The sequence below is a fragment of the Kitasatospora sp. NPDC092039 genome (assembly GCF_044756065.1).
Lineage (GTDB): Bacteria > Actinomycetota > Actinomycetes > Streptomycetales > Streptomycetaceae > Kitasatospora.
In genome coordinates this window covers 151,985-169,508 of sequence record NZ_JBIVSD010000005.1, presented here as the reverse complement: position 1 = coordinate 169,508, position 17,524 = coordinate 151,985, and the positions used below count along the sequence as shown (strand labels likewise).

The 17,524-nt window shown below is 70.5% G+C and carries 6 protein-coding genes; 4 read left to right on the top strand and 2 right to left on the bottom strand.

What is annotated here, in order from left to right; all coding sequences use genetic code 11:
• The first annotated feature begins 108 nt into the window (after positions 1-108).
• Positions 109-720: a TetR/AcrR family transcriptional regulator gene (locus ACIQI7_RS13030; protein ID WP_401108363.1), complete on the top strand. Its 612-nt coding sequence runs from the start codon at positions 109-111 to the stop codon at positions 718-720.
• 189 nt (positions 721-909) lie between these two features.
• Here ACIQI7_RS13030 and ACIQI7_RS13025 read toward each other — a convergent pair whose 3' ends face one another.
• Positions 910-2,400: an alpha/beta hydrolase family protein gene (locus tag ACIQI7_RS13025; RefSeq protein WP_401108360.1), complete on the bottom strand. Its 1,491-nt coding sequence runs from the start codon at positions 2,398-2,400 to the stop codon at positions 910-912.
• 449 nt (positions 2,401-2,849) lie between these two features.
• Between ACIQI7_RS13025 and ACIQI7_RS13020 the strand changes: the two genes are divergently transcribed.
• Both ACIQI7_RS13020 and ACIQI7_RS13015 read left to right on the top strand, forming a co-directional pair.
• The gene (locus ACIQI7_RS13020; RefSeq protein ID WP_401108853.1) at positions 2,850-4,067 is read left to right on the top strand and encodes a sensor histidine kinase; all 1,218 of its coding nucleotides are present in this window, start codon (positions 2,850-2,852) and stop codon (positions 4,065-4,067) included.
• Positions 4,064-4,738 carry a response regulator gene (locus ACIQI7_RS13015; protein ID WP_401108358.1) on the top strand — a complete coding sequence of 225 codons (675 nt, stop codon included), beginning with the start codon at positions 4,064-4,066 and terminating at the stop codon, positions 4,736-4,738. The genes ACIQI7_RS13020 and ACIQI7_RS13015 overlap by 4 nt, the downstream gene beginning before the upstream one ends.
• 177 nt (positions 4,739-4,915) lie before the next feature.
• Here ACIQI7_RS13015 and ACIQI7_RS13010 read toward each other — a convergent pair whose 3' ends face one another.
• Positions 4,916-9,085 (bottom strand): hypothetical protein, encoded by a 4,170-nt coding sequence (locus ACIQI7_RS13010; protein ID WP_401108356.1) that lies wholly within the window; start codon positions 9,083-9,085, stop codon positions 4,916-4,918.
• A 635-nt stretch (positions 9,086-9,720) separates the two neighbouring features.
• Between ACIQI7_RS13010 and ACIQI7_RS13005 the strand changes: the two genes are divergently transcribed.
• Positions 9,721-17,508, top strand: a complete 7,788-nt coding sequence (locus ACIQI7_RS13005; RefSeq protein WP_401108353.1) for a polymorphic toxin-type HINT domain-containing protein — start codon at positions 9,721-9,723, stop codon at positions 17,506-17,508.
• The last annotated feature ends 16 nt before the right edge of the window (positions 17,509-17,524 follow it).

Here is a 17,524-nt window from a genome sequence, read left to right as displayed (position 1 = left end):
TAACATTCGTGTAGTGCCCGCTACATGAATAGCGTGTTTCACTGGTGTGAAGCCGTCCTTCGGCGCGCACCCGCGACCGGGCGCGCCACCGACGACATGGGAGCTGCGATGGCAGGTGTACGCGGCCAGGGCCGCAAGTTCGATCTTGAGGACATCCTGGAGAAGGCGATGTTCGTCTTCTGGCGGCACGGCTACGACGGCACGTCGGTGGCCACGCTCACCCGGGAGATGGGGATCGGAGCCCCCAGCCTCTACGCCGCGTTCGGAAGCAAGGAGGGCCTGTTCCTCGCCGTCGTCGAGCACTACAACAACGGCTGGGGCGGCTTCATGCAGCGCGTCTTCGACGAGGAGCAGCGCGCCGCCGCCCTGGTCCGCCGCCTGCTGTACGAGGCGGCCGAGGCCTACGCCCACACCGACTGCCCCGGCGGCTGTCTGATCATCAGCTCCGCCACCCGGGTCTCCGAGGCCGGCCAGGAGGTCGCCGACCGCCTCCGCGAGCTGCGCAACGCCAACATCGACCGGCTGGAGGCCCGGATCGGGGCCGACGCCGACGCGGGCGTCCTGCCGGCCGGCACCGACGCCCGCGCGCTCGCCGAGTTCCTCGGGGCGGTCGTCCAGGGCATGTCGCACCGGGCCCGCGACGGCGCGACGGTCGCGACGCTGCGGACCGTCGCGGGGATGGCGTGGGACTCCGTACGGGTCCCGCTCGGGAAAGCGTGAGCCGACGGCCCTGACCGGGCGTCGGCTCACGTGGATCGGACGGGCGGCTGTCGCGGTTCGGACGGTCGGCTGTTGCGGTTCGGGCGGTTCGGGCGGTTCGGGCGGTTCGGGCGGTCGGCGCCGGGGCCCGGGCAGGCGGCGTCGAGGGGCGGTCGGCCCCTGCTGAGTCGGCCCTGGCGGTTCGGCCGGTCAGCCGCCGGCGCCCGGGCGGTGGACGGTGAGGTCGCCGTAGGCCGACAGCGCGCCGGCCAGGTCGCCGGGTTCCTGCCGCAGGGTGGCGTCCAGGAAGGCGAGCGTGGTCGCGGCGACGACGCGCGGGCCCCGGGTACGGCCCAGGGAGCCGACCAGCGAGGGCACCGGCGGCAGGTACAGGGGCGCGTCCGTGAAGGTGAGGTGGGCGGCACCGGGGACGGTGAGCCGGTAGCCCGTCGCGGTGCTGCGCCCGAGGACCTCGGTGAGGCGCGGGAGGTACCGCGGGTCGGTCGTCGGGCCGAGGGCCTGGGTGAGCGCCAGCGCCGGCTGGTGGAAGGGGAGCGGCTCGGGGTCGCGGGGGTAGCCGTCCAGGTCGATGACGGCGGCGAACCGGCGGTCCTGGCGGGCCGCCTGCAGGGCGGCGGCGCCGCCCAGCGAGTGGCCGGCCGCCGCGGCCCGGCCGGTGTCCAGCCGTCCGGCCAGCGGGCCGTCGATCTCGCCCCGGTCCAGCCGTCCCAGCTGGGTGAGGACGAAGCCGAGGTCCGCGGCCCGGATCCCGGTCGTCTCGGCGGCCCGCCGGTCGTCCTCGGCGTCGTCGCCGGTGGCGGCGAGGACGGTGCCGACCGTCCGGCCGTCGGCGAGCACGACGGCGGCGGAGTCGTACGGGTGGTCGAGCGCGGCGACCACGTAGCCGTGACTGGCCAGCTCCTCCGCCCAGGCGGTGTTCTGGGTGCGCACGCCGCCCAGTCCGGGGGAGAACAGCACGACCGGGAACCGTCCGCCGTCGCCGGCCACCGGGGCGTCGACCACCGCGTGGCCGTGGGCGCGCGGAACGCCGTCGACCAGGAACCCGGGGAGGCCGGAGTAGCGGGCGAGGGCGCCGGCGACGGTCCGCGCCTCCTGCTCCGTACGGCCGAGGTACCGGGCCCGCTGCGCACCCGCGGGGCCCCGCTGCGCGGGGTACCAGAGCTGGACCACGACCGTGCGCCGGTCACCGGGTTCGGGCGTGGCGGTCTCGGGGCGGTCCGGGTCGGTCCACTGCACCACCCGGGTGCCGACCGCGAAGCGGCCGGTCGGCTCGGGGAGGACGGGCACGGGGAAGGCCCAGGCGGCCGCCGGGCCCGCGGCGGTCAGGGCGGCGCAGACCAGCGAACCCGGCAGCGCCACCCACCAGCGGGCCCGCCTGACCGGTCGGCCGCCACGCCGGCGCAGCAGCGGCGAGACGGCGAACGGCAACGCCAGGGCGCCGCCCGCCAGGACCGGCAGCAGCTGCCAGCGGAGCCCCGACACGCCCAGTGCTGTCGCGGACAGCGCGAAGACCGGTCCCGCCGCGACGGTGACGGGCCGACGGGCGGCGGGCGGAAGCCAGCGCGCCACGACCAGTGCGAGGGCTGCCAGCAGGGCGAGGATTTCCAGGGGGGACATCTGCGGTCCCGTGATGATGTCGGTCACCCGGCCATCGTCGGCGCGCGGTGCGTGCCGCCACATCGATCCCGGGTCGCCACCGCGTGCGACCGGAGCCGGAACCGGCGGCACGTCCCCCGCCGACCACGGCAGCACCCGGGTGCGTCGCCCGTGCGACCGGAGTCGCAGCCCGACACGCCTGACCAGCGGTCCTTCTGCGACCCCGGGAGGTGGTGGGACTCCTCCTGCGGTCGTACTCCGGACCGTCGCCCTCCGACGGTGGACTCATGCGCTCCGCCCGCGCGCGGCCCTACGGTGGCAGGGCCGCGGTACGCGGAGGCGGGCCCGACCGGGCCGCCATGACGCCGGATCGACAGGAACGTGCGATGACCGAGGTGGCAGCGGGCACCGGCGGTGCCCGTCCGGTGCGGCGGGGCCGGGTGCCGGGCCGGGTACTTCGGGCGTGGGCGGTCGTACGGCCGGGGGAGTACGCCGACCCGGGCGCCGCGTCCTCCGCCTGGGCGGCGCGAGCGCTGAGCGCCGTGCGGCGCCGGGGCTCCCGGCTGCCGCCCACCGTGTGGGACTCGCTGCTGCCCGCGCTGCTCGTCCTCAACATCGCGACCACGCGCGGGCCGCAGGACCTGCCGGAGGCCGCCGCCTTCACGGCCGCACTCGCGCTGCCCCTGGTGTGGCGGCGCCGGGCGCCGCTCGCCGTGTTCGGCACCGTTGCGGCCGTGGCCTTCGTCCAATGGCTGATGGACGTCCAACTGCCCGCGGACATCGCCCTGTTGGTGGCGCTCTACACGGTGGCCGCGAACGCGGGGCGGCGCGCCACCCTCGTCGCCGGTGCCGTCGTGGAGGCGGGCGCCCTGCTGGCCTGCCTGCGCTGGACGGCGGACGGCGCGTTCCTGACCCCCTTCGTCGCGGCGAGCGCGATGGCCGTCGCCGCCGCCGTCCTCGGCGTGAACGTGCGGACCACGCGCGCCTACCTCGCGGCCGTGGAGGAACGGGCCGCCCGCCTGGAGCAGCAGCAGGAACAGCAGGCGCGGCTGGCCGTCGCCGAGGAGCGGGCCCGCATCACCCGCGAGATGCACGACATCGTCACCCACAACCTGTCCGTCATGGTCGCGCTCACCGACGCCGCCGTCTACGCGCAGCACCGGTCGCCCGAGAAGGCGACCGCCGCGATGCTCCAGATCTCCGAGACCGGCCGGCAGGCCCTGACCGACATGCGTCGCTCCCTGGGCCTGCTGCGCACCGACGAACCGGACGCCGAACCGGACGGGGAGCGCCACCCGCTGCCCGGCATCGCCCAACTGCGGGCCCTGGCCGACCAGATGTGCGCCGCCGGGCTGCCGACCCGCCTGGAGGTCCACGGCGGCCACACCCACGTCCCCGCCACCGCCCAACTGACCGTCTACCGCCTGGTACAGGAAGCCTTGACCAACGCCCTCAAGCACACACCCCCCGGCACCCGGGCGAACGTCCGGGTGCGGTGCTCGGCCGAGGACGTCACCGTCGACGTCACCGACAGCGGCCCGTGCCCGCCGTCCTCAGGCTCCACTCCCTCCGGCGCCACGCCCTCCGGCTCCACCCCCTCCGGCGCCACTCCCTCCGGCCACGGCATCCCCGGCATGCGCGAGCGCGCCGCCGCCTACGGGGGGACGTTGCGGGCCGGACCGCTCCCGGACGGCGGCTGGGGCGTCCGGACCCGCCTCGACCTCGGCGGCGGTACGGAGGCGCCCGCATGACGATCCGCATCCTGATCGCCGACGACGAGGCGCTGCTCCGGATGGCCTTCGGCACCGTCCTGGAGGCCCAGCCCGACATGGTCCCGGTCGGCGAGGCCGCGGACGGCGCCGAGGCCGTCCGCCTCGCCCGGGAACTGCGGCCCGACGTCGTCCTCATGGACGTCCGGATGCCCGGCACCGACGGGATCGAGGCGACCCGGCGGGTGGTCCGGGCCTCCCCGCAGAGCAGGGTGCTGATCCTCACCACCTTCGACCTCGACGAGTACGCCTTCGCCGGACTCGACGCCGGAGCCTCGGGCTTCCTGCTGAAGAACACCAGGCCCGAGGAACTGCTCACCGCGATCCGCAGCGTGGCCGCCGGTGACGCGGTGGTCTCCCCGCGGATCACCCGCCTCCTCCTGGAGAACTTCCGCCCCCACCTCCCCGGCAGCCGCGACACCGCCCGCGACAGCGCCCGCGACGAGCGCCTGCGACGGCTCACCCCCCGCGAACGCGAGGTGCTCGTCCAGGTCGGCCGCGGCCTGTCCAACACCGAGATCGCGGCCACCCTCCACCTCGCGGAGGCCACCGTCAAATCCCACCTCGGCCGCGTCCTGCAGAAGCTCGAACTCCGCGACCGCATCCAGGCCGTGGTCTTCGCCTACGAGTCCCGCCTCGTCCACCCGGCCTGACAGCCCCGCCCGCCCCTGCCCGGGGATGCGACCAGTTACTGCCGGTCCGCCGATCCGGTCTTCGGTGGCGCTCTGCAGAGGTCCCGGCAACTGCGTGGCTGAGCAAATAGCCCGAGCCGGCCGGTTGGCCTGGCGTCTGCTGCCAGGCCAACCGGGCTCATGTCCTCCTGCTGGTGGTCAGACCTGGTACCAGGAGCGGAAGGATTCTCCTGCGGCGGCCTGGTCGATGGCCCAGGTGGTTCCTGCGACGTCGGTGGTCATGACGATCATGGCTCCGTTGTCGAGGAGTGTCACGCGGGGGTCTCCGGCGAAGGTCATGCTCTGGTTGCCGAGATAGGCGCCGGTGCTGAATCCGGTGGTCGGATTGCCCTGGCCGAACAGGGCTATGTGTCCGTTGCTCGTACGGGCGACGATGTTGACGGTGCCGCCCGCTCCGGGGGACAGGGCGATGCTGGTGGCGCCGCCGGTGCCGCCGCTGACGCTGACCTTGTACCACTCGCGGAACGCCGTCCCGGGCGCGGCCTGGTCGATGGCCCAGACGTCGCCGTTGACGTCGATGGCAGCGACGACCATGGTGCCGTTGGAGGCCGTGGTGACGCTCGGGTCGCCGGCGAAGTCGGGTGAGGTGGTGCCGAGGTACGCACCGGTGCCGATTCCCGAGGTGGGGCTGCTCTGGCCGAAGTAGCCGATGTGTCCGTTCGTCGTGCGGGCGAACAGGTTGAGCGTGCCGCCCCCCGCGGGCGACAGCACGGTTGCGGCCCGGCCGGTGAGGCCACCGCTGGCGCTGACCTTGTACCAGGGGCCGAACGGGCCCCCGAGGGCGGTCTGGTTGGTGGCCCACAGGTCGCCCGCCGTGTCGACGGCGGTGACGAGCATGCTGCCGTTGGCGGCGAGGTTGACGGCGGGGTCCCGGGCGAACACCGGCGCGGAGCTTCCGACCGTGACCGCGGGGCTGAAGGACGAGGTGGCCCCGGTCTGGGCGTAGTCGACGATCTGGCCGGCACGGGTCCGGGCGAACACGTGCACGGCGTTGGTCGCCGGCTCCAGGATCGGTGCCGGGTCACCGGTGTGGACGCCGGAGCCGCTGAGCTGGTACCAGCTGCGGAAGGCGCCCGCGGTGCCTGTCTGGTTGGTGCCCCACAGGCTGCCGTCGGCGTTGACCTTGACCGCGACGAGAGTGCCGTTGGCGGCGCGCGTCATCGCCGTGGCCGGGCTGCGCAGGCTCTGCCCGCCGTCGAGCGCGGTGGTGACGTGCAGCAGGCCGCCCTGGGCGGCCAGGCGCGGCAACCCGAGCCCGGTGGGTGTTCCCGGGTACATCAGCAGGCAGCCGGTGGGGCAGGTGGTGGTCTGCGCGCTGCCGTCGGCGGCGGCGTAGGCCACCGGGGTGGCGGGGTCGGCAGGCGTGGTCGCGAGGATGTCACCGGTGGTCTGGCCGGGGGCCGGGGTGAACAGCCGGTAGCCCTTGCCGCTGTCGGCGACGCTGCCGTGCAGGTTGCCCGGCGCCGTGATCAGCGGCCGGTGCTGAGGGTCGAAGCCGGTGGCGTAGACCGTGCCGGCGGCGGGGGCGGCGGCCTGGAACCCGAGGCCGTCGGCGTTGCGGGCGCCGGGCACGAGGCGCACGCGCCCGTACTCGCCGTCGTTCGGGTCGGTGGTGTTGCGGCGGGCGAGCAGGTCGGGGATGCCGTCGCCGTTGACGTCACCGGGGGCGAGCACGTCGTAGTCGGCCCACCCGGAGGCGGACACGACGGTGCCGGGCTTCAACCTGTTGGTGCCGGTCCCAGTGGCGAGAGGCCCTTCCCCGGAGCCGCTGTAGAGGACGAGGGCGTCGCTGTCCTTGGTGATCAGGTCGTTCCCGGGGCGGTTATCGAGGTCGCCGACCGCGAGAATCTGGCTGGTGCCGGACCAGTCGCCACCGCTTGGGTGGAGCAGTTCGCTGCGCTTGGACTCGTCGGGGGCACCCAGGCCGTTGCCGGGGTAGAGGTAGAGCCGGGTGCCCTGTTTGACGAGGAAGTCCTCGTAGCCGTCCTCGGTCTGGCCCGGGTTCTGGGTGGTGAAGTTCCCCCGGTGGGTGATCTGGGCGCCGGACCAGCCAGGGCTGGCGACGGTCCGGGGCTGGTCGAAGGTGCCGTCGCCGTGTCCGGGGTAGAGGACGAGTTCGCCGGTGCTGGTGGCGGCTACCAGGTCGGCGTGCCCGTCACCGGTCAGGTCACCAGGGCGGTCGCGGGCCAGCGCCGGATCGGTGGCGTCGTGGACGAAATCGGGGAATGCGGTGGTGATCAGCGTGGTGCTGGAGTTCGGGCCGCCGTCCGAGCCGTCGTAGGGGGAGAGGTTGCCGGCCTTGTCCATGGCCTGGACGGTGAGCCGGTTGGTGGGATACACGGTGGGCGTGATGGATACTGTGGCTGTGCCGTCCGGGCCGGCGTTCACCCAGGTCCCGCCGCAGCCCTGGTTGACCACGGGCAGCGGCTTGTTGAGCGAGTAGCAGAAGCCCTTCAGGCCGAACTGGTCGCTGGAGGCGAACTTGACCGTGCGCGGGGCACGGGCGGGCACGTCCTCGACGTCGATGCTGTGGCCGTCCGCGGAGGTGACGGTCGGCTTGGACGGCGCAGTCCCGTCCACGTTGAAGCCGCACTCACGGCCGAAGCCCGAGCCGACGATGCCGTCCTCGGCCTGGACGTGCCACTTGTAGCGGCCGCCGTCACGCATCTTGGCCCAGCCGAGCCTCGTGATGGCCCACGTTCCATTGGGAGCGGAGGCCCGATCGACCTGGACGTACTGCCCGGTGTCGTGGTCCCAGACCTCGAACTTGGCGCTCAGGGCGACGTCGGTGTCCGGGTCGGAGATCCTCGCGGTCAGGACGACGTCATTGCGCCCGACGGTCGGCCAGGCGGCCGGGTCGCTGACGCACGGCACGTTGACGTTGCTACTGCTGCCGGGCGTCCACTGGCCCTCCCAGGCCGCGTAGTCGTGCAGGACCGGGGCCCGGTTGTAGGTGACCTCGAGCCACGGGTTGTTCTTGAACCGCTTGTAGCTGTTCTTGTTGCCGAGGTAGTTGTCCGGAGTGCGCAGCCCGAAGGTGACGCTGTCGTCACCCCGGTCGGCCGCGCCCTGGACGACGGCGCGCAGGTTCTCGGTGCTGAAGTCCACACCCTGCACGCCGGGGCAGTAGGTGGGATTGCCGTGGGCGAAGGCCTTGGCGTCGAGCTGCCAGATCCAGGGGGCCTGGCTGTTCCAGGTCGGCGTCGCGGTGTTGATGGGTCCGGTCGCCCAGAGCTCGGTGTTGCCCGCCGCGGCCGGGTCGCAGCCCCACGAGTGGGTCTCTTCCACGTGGAAGGTCGCCGACATGATGGTGGCCCCGGCCAGGCCGCGGGTGTTCATCTCGAAGTAGGAGCGGGTGTTGCCGCTGCCGTTGTAGCCGACGCGCGGCTCGTCCGGCGGGTTGTCCGAGTTCCAGCCGTTGCCGTCCGGGTAGCCGGCGTTGGGCGTGGCGGAGTACACCACCGCCCAGCGGTTGCGCCAGCCGTCGGTGAACGTCGGATCGATGACGACCGGGAAGACGGTGTCCGCGCCGTGCAGCAGACCGGCGTCCGGGGTCAGCCGCAGCGTGTCCGAATCGATCTCGGCGGCCATCGCCTTCGGAGCGTGCGGAGTGGAACCAGGAGCGACCGGGGGCGTCGGCGGGGCGTCGTCGGTGGACCGCGGCGCTGCCGCCAGCGCTGACTTGGCCAACAGCGAGGGGGCGGCGGTGGGCTGCTGCTGCGCAGCAGCGGCCGGGGTGTGGGAGTCCCACATCCGCGGGGCCTCCGCTGTGAAGACCGTGCCACCGGCGCCGTCGGTCGCGGCGATCCGGCCGTCCTTGCCGGAACTGAGGGTGATACCCGTGGTCTTGAGTCCGTAGGTGACCTGGGCCAGACGCGGATCGGCGGCGGCCTGACGGGTCTTGACGATCAGATGGTGGGAGAAACCGTCGGCCTCGGCGAGGACCTTCAGGTCCACCCCGGGCAGCACGTCGTGGTACAGCGCCGTACTGCCGTTCAACTCGGGCTGCGGCAACGGCGCCGGCCAGGTGAGGGCGAGGGACTTGCCGTCCTTCCGCATGGTGGCCAGTGCGGTGCTGCCGCCGGCGGAGAAGGCCATCGGGAACACGGCGGCCTTCGGGGCGATCGTCCCGTCGGGACGGCGCTCCAGCGTGGCATCGACGGGCTTCCACTGCCCGCCGACGTTGGCGCGGACCGGCCGCGCATGCCGACGCTGGGTGAAACTGCCGTCCGGATTCGCCAGGAGATCGGTCGACTCGTCCTGCCGGGCCGTGATCTCGACCGGCTTTCCAATCTGACGCGCCCTCAATAGAGCTACTTGTTCAGGAGCTTCCGATGGGGAAAGCGTGGATTGACCTCCGGCGTTCGCGCTAGCAGGGATCGGCCCCATGGCTGCGATTCCGACGGCGGCCGCCGCGACCAGCGCGGCTGCCGACTTGCGGGTCGTTTGCCCTATTCGGTGGGCAATGTGATGGTGCATCCCCTTCACTTTCTCTGTGGTTCGCGGGCGCCTCATCATGCAAGCAATCGGTGACGGTCCGGTGGGGGGTGAGATGGCCCTCGCTGAGGGGTGAGAGGGATTGGATGCCACATCGTGATCACCGGGCACGGAGAGTGAGTAAGCGGAGGGGACATTATGCGGCAAAGTGACTGTTTGTGGCATGACTCCGATACGGAGAAGTATTGCCGGGTGCGCGAAGGAGTTATAAAAGAGAGATAAATACCACCTGGGTGAGGTGTGTGGCGAACAATCAACCGACGTTCCGTCGGATGCCCTTGGTAGCGTCCCGCCGGGTGCGATCGCACCCGCACGACACGACCCAGAGGAATGAACGGATGCTTCCATCCGAAGCGGGCTCACCGCCCGGGCCGCGAAAGCGGCGGTCCGAATCAATAACACGCCCAGTGCTTCGTAGGATCGCGCCCATCGCGGTAACGGCTCTAATGGCCGCGGCCGTACAGATACCGGCCATCGCGGTAGCGGCCGACAGCGAGTTCAAGCTGCCGCCCGTCCAGCACACGGAGTCGGTCCCGCTAGCGAAGGTCGAGGCGGAACACCCGAAGACGCCTCAGCCCCCGACCGCACCTCCGGCCGCGGCCTGGCCCAAGCCGGGGAAGGCCGAACTCGACCTGCCGGCGGCCTCGGCGCAGAAGCATTCCCCGCAGGCGAAGGCACCAGGCCTCCCGCTGACCGTGGCCTCCACGGGGCAGGATCCGGCGGCGGGTGGGCAGTCCAAGGTCCGGGTGGGCCTGTCGGACCGGGCCGCCGCGGCGAGGGTCGGTCTCGACGGTGTCCTGGTCGACCTCGAACCGGTGGCGGGCAACGCCACGCCGGACACGGCGCGTGTCCAGTTGGACTACAAGGCCTTCCGTGAGTCGTTCGGGGCCGACTGGGGTTCGCGTCTGACCTTCGTCCAGCTCCCCGCGTGCGCGCTGACCACACCGGACCAGCCGCAGTGCCGCACGGCCACGCCGCTGGCCGCCTCGAACGACACCAAGGCCGGGACCCTCACGGCGGACGTCGCGGTGGCCGCTCCCGCCGGTCAAACTGCCTCCGGCAGCGCCGTCAAGGCGTCTCTCGCCCAGGCGGCGAGCACGTCGGTCGCCGGAGCGACGGTGCTGGCCGCCACGGCCGGGGCCTCGGGGCCGGAGGGCGACTACAAGGCGACCTCACTCGCCCCGTCCAGCACCTGGTCCGTGAGCGGCAACACCGGCTCCTTCAACTGGTCCTATCCCGTCCAGGTACCTCCGGTGCCCGGAGACCTGACTCCCCAGGTCGCTCTCGGCTACACCTCGGCGGCCGTCGACGGGCGCACTGCGTCCACCAACAACCAGTCCTCCTGGATCGGCGACGGCTGGGACTACAACCCCGGCTTCATCGAACGCAGCTACACCGCCTGCGCGGGCGACAAGGGTTCGGGCAGCAATGCTCCCGACACAGGAGGTGACCTGTGCTGGAAGTCCGACAACGCGACGGTCTCGCTGAACGGCGGTAGCTCCGCGCTGGTGCGTGACGATGCCAGCGGCACGTGGAAGCTCTCCAACGACGACGGCTCGCGCGTCGAGAAGCTCAACGGCAACGCTGCGGACACCGCCAACGGTGATACCGACAACGAGTACTGGAAGGTCACCACGACCGACGGGACCCAGTACTTCTTCGGAAAGAACCGTCTGCCCGGATGGAGTTCCGGCAAGCCCGAGACCGGTGCGGCGCTGACCGTGCCCGTGTTCGGAAACCAGCCCGGCGAGCCGGGCTATGCGCCGGCGTTCAAGGACTCCTCGCGCGACCGGGCCTGGCGCTGGCAGCTGGACTATGTCGTCGACCCGCACGGCAACGCGATCGCGTACTTCTACGACCAGGAGAAGAACGCCTACGCCAAGAACAGCGGTGCTTCTACCAGCACCCCCAAGGCCGACGCGGCCTACACCCGCGCTGTCACGCTGAACCGCATCGAGTACGGCCATCGGGCGGGCCAGGTCTACAACGCGTCACCCGCCAGCAAGGTCACCTTCTCCACCACCGACCGGTGCGTGGCGACCGACTGCTCCTTCACCAAGGCGAATGCCGCCAACTGGTACGACACCCCGGTCGACCAGTCCTGCGACAAGGACCAGGACTGCCGCAACGGTGCCCCGACCTTCTGGTCCAAGCGGCGACTGACCGGCATCAGCACCCAGGCCCTGCAGGGCAACGGCAGCTACCGGGACATCGACACCTGGGCCCTGGACCAGTACTTCCCCGCCACCGGCGACAGCGGCGGCCGGGCCCTGTGGCTGCAGTCCATCACCCGCACCGCCAAGGCAGGCGCCACCCAGCAGACGCTCCAGCCGGTGACCTTCGGCGGGGACCTGCGCCCCAACCGGGTCGACTCGGCCGAAGGCCGTCCGCCGATGAACCGGTACCGGGTCAACAGGGTCACCTCCGAGACCGGTTCCAACACCGACATCAAGTACACCGACCTCGACTGCGTCGCCGGCGCCCTGCCCGCCCCGGACAGCAACACCCGGCGCTGCTACCCGACCTGGTGGACCCCGGACGGCGCGGTCGACCCGGTCCTCGACTGGTTCCACAAGTACCTCGTGGAGAAGGTCACCGAGCACGACCTGGTCGCCGGCTCCGGATCCCCCGACAAGGTCACTGCTTATGAGTACCTCGACGGGGCCGCCTGGCGGCGCGACAACTCCGAGTTCACCGCGGACAAGGAGCGCACCTGGAACGACTTCCGCGGCTACCAGCGGGTCCGCACCCGCGTAGGCGACTCCAACAAGAGCCTGACCGAGACCGTCTACTTCCGCGGCCTCGACGGAGACACCCTCGCCAACGGCCAGCCCCGCCCCGTCAGCCTCCTCCAGGGAATCAAGGACAGCAACGAACTCGCCGGCTTCGCCCGCGAGAGCATTGTCTACGACCAGGACGGCGGAAAGCCCCTCACCAGCACGGTGAACACCCCCTGGCTGCACAGCACCGCGACCCGGGCGGCGAAAGCCCTGCCCAGCAAGGACGGCAAGCCCACCGCGACCCCGCCGGGTGAATCCGGCCGGCCCGAGGCCGCGGCTCTGCCCCCGGTGACCGCCACGATGGTCCGCACCGAGAGCGTGACCACCAACGCGTTCAAGCCGGACGGCAGTACGGCGCGCACGCTTCGCGAGAGCCGCACCTTCGACGGCTACGGCCAGACCACGACGGTCTCCGACGAGGGCGACACGAACGTCACCGGTGACGAACAGTGCACCCGCACCACCTATGTCACCCCGGACACCGCCAACTGGCTGATCTCCTACCCCCGGTCTGTGCAGACCACCAGCACGCTCTGCTCGGCGAACGCCACACCGGCGACCGTCACGAGCGAAGCCAGGACGGTCTATGACGGCAGGCCCCTCGGGTCTGCACCCGAACCGGGCAAGGGCTATGCCACCGCGACGGAGGCTCTGGACCGCTACGACGGCGCCACTGCGCACTACCTGACGGTCAGCACCACCGGGTACGACCAGTATGGTCGTGCCACCTCCGTCAAGGACGTCAACAACGCGGAAACGACGACGTCCTACACCCCGGCGAGCGGTTCCCAGGCCACCGTCGTCCAGTCCACCAACCCCAAGCAGTTCACGACCACCACCACCTACGACGGCCTGCGCGCACTCCCGGTGAAGGTCGTCGACGCCAACAACCGCACCACCCACGTCGACTACGACTCCCTCGGCCGCACCACGGCCGTGTGGAACCCGGGCCGGGACAAGAGCGCCTCACCCAACGCGACGTACACGTACACCATCGCACCCGGCAAGCAGCCCGCCGTCACGACCAGGACCCTGCTGGAAGGCGGCGACTACCGCACCAGCATCTCCCTGTACGACGGCCTCCTGCGCCCGCGCCAGGTCCAGGAGGAGGCGCACGGAGGAAGCACCGCCCACAACGGCGGTCGCAACATCACCGACAGCTTCTACGACAGCCACGGGCGGGTCTACCGCGCGAACGCGGCGTACCACGCCGACGGCGCGCCGGAAGCGGCGCTGTGGATCGGCCTGGACAACAAGGTCCCGTCCCAGACGGAGACCGAGTTCGACGGCCTCGACCGCCCCACCGCCAGCATCTTCAAGTCGCTGAACGTGGAGAAGTGGCGTTCCACCACGCGCTACGGCGTGAACTGGGGTGCGACGACCCCGCCCGACGGCGGCACCCCCACGCTCACGATCACTGATGCCCATGGCCGAACGTCCGAGGTGCGGCACTACAAGACCGGAAGCCCGGACTTCGACGCGTCCGCGTCGGCGTACGAGACCCTGAAGTACACCTACAACCCGGCTGGCAAGCTCACCAGGTTCACCGACGCCGCAGGCAACGCCTGGACCTGGGAGTACGACCTGCTCGGCCGCCAGACCAAGGCGGTCGATCCGGACAAGGGCACCACCACCAGCACCTACAACCCGGACGGCACGGTAGCAACTGTCACCGATGCCCGGGGCAGGACGCTCGCCTACACCTACGACATCCTCGGCCGAAAGACAGCGACGTTCGACGGTTCCACGAGTGGAACCAAGTTGGCCGAGTGGGCCTACGACACCCTGCCCGACAGCAACGGCATGGCCACCGGCAGCACGCGCTGGGAGAACGGCAAGGCGTACACCACCGCAGTCACCGGGTTCGACGGCGCGGCCCGGCCGCTGGGCAGCACCGTCACCATTCCGGACAGCGAAGGGCCCCTGGCCGGCACCTACACCACGACCCAGACCTACACGCCCATCACCGGCCTGGCGGACACCACGACCTACCCGGCCGGCGGCGGACTCCCGCAGGAGGGCATCCACCGCAACTACACCTTGCTGGGGTTGCCCACCACGGTCAGCGACGGCAGCTACCAGGTCTACTCCCGGGGCAACTCGTACTCACCGTTCGGCCAGCTCCAGCAGAGCACCATCGGCCGGTTCGGATCGGGTGCCGTTCAGACCTATGTCTATGAGGACGCGACCCAGCGACTCGCGCTGGTCCAGACCGACCGGGAGAAGAGCGGGCCGGGAACCCTCGACAAGAAGACCTACACCTACAACCCGATCGGCAACATCACCCGGGTCCGTGACGCCCGCGACAACGCCTCCGTCACGGACACCCAGTGCTACACGTACGACTTCGCCCAGCGTCTGACCAACGCGTGGTCGGCGACCGACGACTGCGTGGCCAAACCGACCCCGACCACCGACCCGTACGTCGGCGGGATCGACCCGTACTGGACCAGCTACGCCTATGACGCGGCCGGCAACCGCACCCAGGCGACCAACCGCTCCTTCGGTGCCGCCCCCGGTCCGCTGATGGACACCACCAAGGTGACCTCCGTCGCCATCGCCGGTGACGGCCAGACCAGCGCCGTGGCGATCTCCGACGGCCAGGTCTACCTGGCTCAGCAGCGCGCCGACGGCACGTGGGCCAACTTCGAGAACCTGCACAAGACCCAGGCAGGGCCCCTGCCCGCCCCTGTCGACTACGTCGCGGCGGCGTGGGCCGACAACACCCTGCAGATCATGGCCGTCGCCGGCGGCAAGGTCTGGCACACCCTGCGCGGCGCCGACGGCAGGTGGGGAGGGTGGGGTGATGTCACCGGTGTGGTCGGCCCCATCGCCAACCCCAGCCAGCTGTCCCTGTCCGCCACCGCCTCCGGGCTGGAGGTCCTCGCCCTCTCCGACGGCGTGCTCAAGCACACCCTGCGCAGGCCTGACGGCGTCTGGTCGGGCTGGGGCAACGTCTACGGCGAGACCGGCAGTCTCACCGGCGCCACCCGTGTCACCAGCGCGGCCACCGGCTCCGGCCTCGAGGTCATCGTGCTCGCGGGTGACCGGCTCTGGCACACCATCCGCTTCGGCAACGGCGTCTGGCAGAAGTGGGGCGACGTCTACGGCGCCACCGGCGCTCTCAGCTCGCCCACCGGTGTCACCGCAACCGCGACTGGTGCCGGCCTCGAAGTCGCCGCCATCGCCGGCGGGAGCATCTGGCACACCGTGCGCAAGCCCGACGCCACCTGGGCCGGCTGGGGCAACGTCAGCCAGGTCGTCGGCCCACTCAACCAGCCCACGTCCGCCGCGGTCGTCAGCTCAGGCGGTGATCTGAAGCTCATCGCCGCTGCCGGAGGAACGCTCAACTACACCAAGCGGGCCTACGCCACCGGCAGCTGGACCCCCTGGAGCCAACTCACCCAGACGCTCCAGAACCCACCGACCGACCAGAGCCAGCGCGCCTCCACCTACCCCGCCCCCGGAGGCACCCGACCCCACGCCCTCAGCCGTGTCGACATCACCGGCACCGGTGCCCGGACCGACATCTTCACCTACGACGAGGCCGGCAACACCGTCCGCCGGGTCACCGCCGACGGCGATCAGGCGCTGGAATGGGACACCGAGGGCCACCTCGCCAAGTCCACCATCGCGGGCAACAGCACGACCTTCCTCTACGACGCCAATGGCAACCGCCTCCTGCGCCGTGAGCCGGGCTCGGTGACCCTCTACCTGGACGGTCAGGAGCTCAAGCTCGACAAGACCACGAACAAGGTCACCGGCACCCGCTACATCACCGTAGCCGACGCCACCATCGTCAAGGCCTCCGACGGCAGCCTCAACTACCTCATCAACGACCACCAGGGAACCGCCCAACTCACCATCAGCGCCGACAACCTCGCCTACACCCGAGGCGACACCACCCCGTTCGGCACTCCCCGAGGCAAGAAGCCCGCCTCCTGGCCCACCGAACGAGGCTTCGTCGGCGGCACCAACGACGCCACCACCGGCCTCACCCACCTCGGAGCTCGCGAATACGACGCGGCCAACGGCCGCTTCATCTCCGTCGACCCGGTGCTCGACCTCACCGATCCGCAACAGGTCAACGGCTACGCCTACGGCAACAACAACCCCGTCAACCTCAGCGACCCGAGCGGACTGCGCCCCGAGGGAATCTGCGGTGGATTCGGCACTTGTTACGACTCCAAGGGCAACATCAACACCGAGACGTTCAAGCGCGAGGACGACGGCACCTATACGGAGAACTACTGGAACCACTGGAGCGGAAACAAGGAGCACCCCAATGTCGTAAGCCCGCACATGCACATCATCTACCGGGGTGGCTCGCTCAAGCAGAACGTCCACGGGATGTTCGACTCGATGCAATTCATCCCCGGTGTGAGTGCCATCGGCGCTGTCGGATCTGCCGTCATGGACGCTGCTGACGGCCACTACACGAGCGCGGCCCAGAACCTTGCAGGGGCTATCCCCGGCGAGCGACTCTTCGCACTGGCCGGAAAGGCCGGGAAAGCCGCCAAGGCAGCGGACAAGGCCCAAGACCTGGGCAATGCGACGTCCGACGCGCTGTCGATTCTCTCGTGTGATGACTCCCAGGCAGGTGCCACACACAGCTTCCCGCCCGGCACGCGTGTCCTCCTGGCTGACGGCACGACCCAGACGATCGAATCCCTCCAGCTCGGGGACCAGGTCCAGGCGACGGACCCGACAACGGGAGAAACCGAGTCCAAGTCAGTCATCCGCACCATCCGAACCCCGGATGACGAGCACTTCACCGACCTGCAACTCCAGGTCAGCGACCCCACCGGCGAACCCGGCACGGTAGAGACCCTTACCAGCACCCAGCACCACCCGTTCTGGGACGAGACCACCCGCCAGTGGACCAACGCCGCCGAACTCACCCCCGGCGACACGGTCCGCACCATAGACGGCCGCACTCCCACCGTCCTGGCAGTCAGGAACTACGACACCGCCCCTCAGGTCGCCTACGACCTCACCATCGCCGACCTCCACACGTACTATGTGCTCGCGGGGGCGACCCCGATTCTGGTCCACAATTGTGGCGAGGTGGCAGTTGATACGAATGCTGTGACGGATGCGCTGTCCGGCGCGAAGACTGCTGAAGTAGATGCGGCTTTGGCGGGACGATCGCCGGTACTTTCACCGACCGCTCATCGAGAATTGCTCGAAGGTGGGCACTCGGCAGACAGTATTGGCAGCTGGCTGTCGGAGCGAGGAGGTCGTATGGGACCTGCTTCCACTAGCGACGGTGTCACTTCTCTCCAGGGCCGCCTCAGGGCCATGTGGAAGGGTAAGTCCTTCACGCCAATGATTGCCGACGATGACGCTTCAGTCTTGCATTCGGCAATCCAGGACGGCTTGTCGATTATCACAAACGACAAGAGGTTCTATAAAAATATTGATAGGCTCGGATATTCGAGTGAACGATATTAGTTGACCATGCTTGGGG

What these genes read in the sequence shown, in the direction of transcription:
- ACIQI7_RS13030 (WP_401108363.1), top strand. Translation starts at nt 109, where the DNA reads ATGGCAGGTGTACGCGGCCAGGGCCGCAAGTTCGATCTTGAGGACATC.
- ACIQI7_RS13005 (WP_401108353.1), top strand. Translation starts at nt 9,721, where the DNA reads ATGGCCGCGGCCGTACAGATACCGGCCATCGCGGTAGCGGCCGACAGC.
- ACIQI7_RS13025 (WP_401108360.1), bottom strand. Translation starts at nt 2,400, where the DNA reads ATGTGGCGGCACGCACCGCGCGCCGACGATGGCCGGGTGACCGACATC.
- ACIQI7_RS13015 (WP_401108358.1), top strand. Translation starts at nt 4,064, where the DNA reads ATGACGATCCGCATCCTGATCGCCGACGACGAGGCGCTGCTCCGGATG.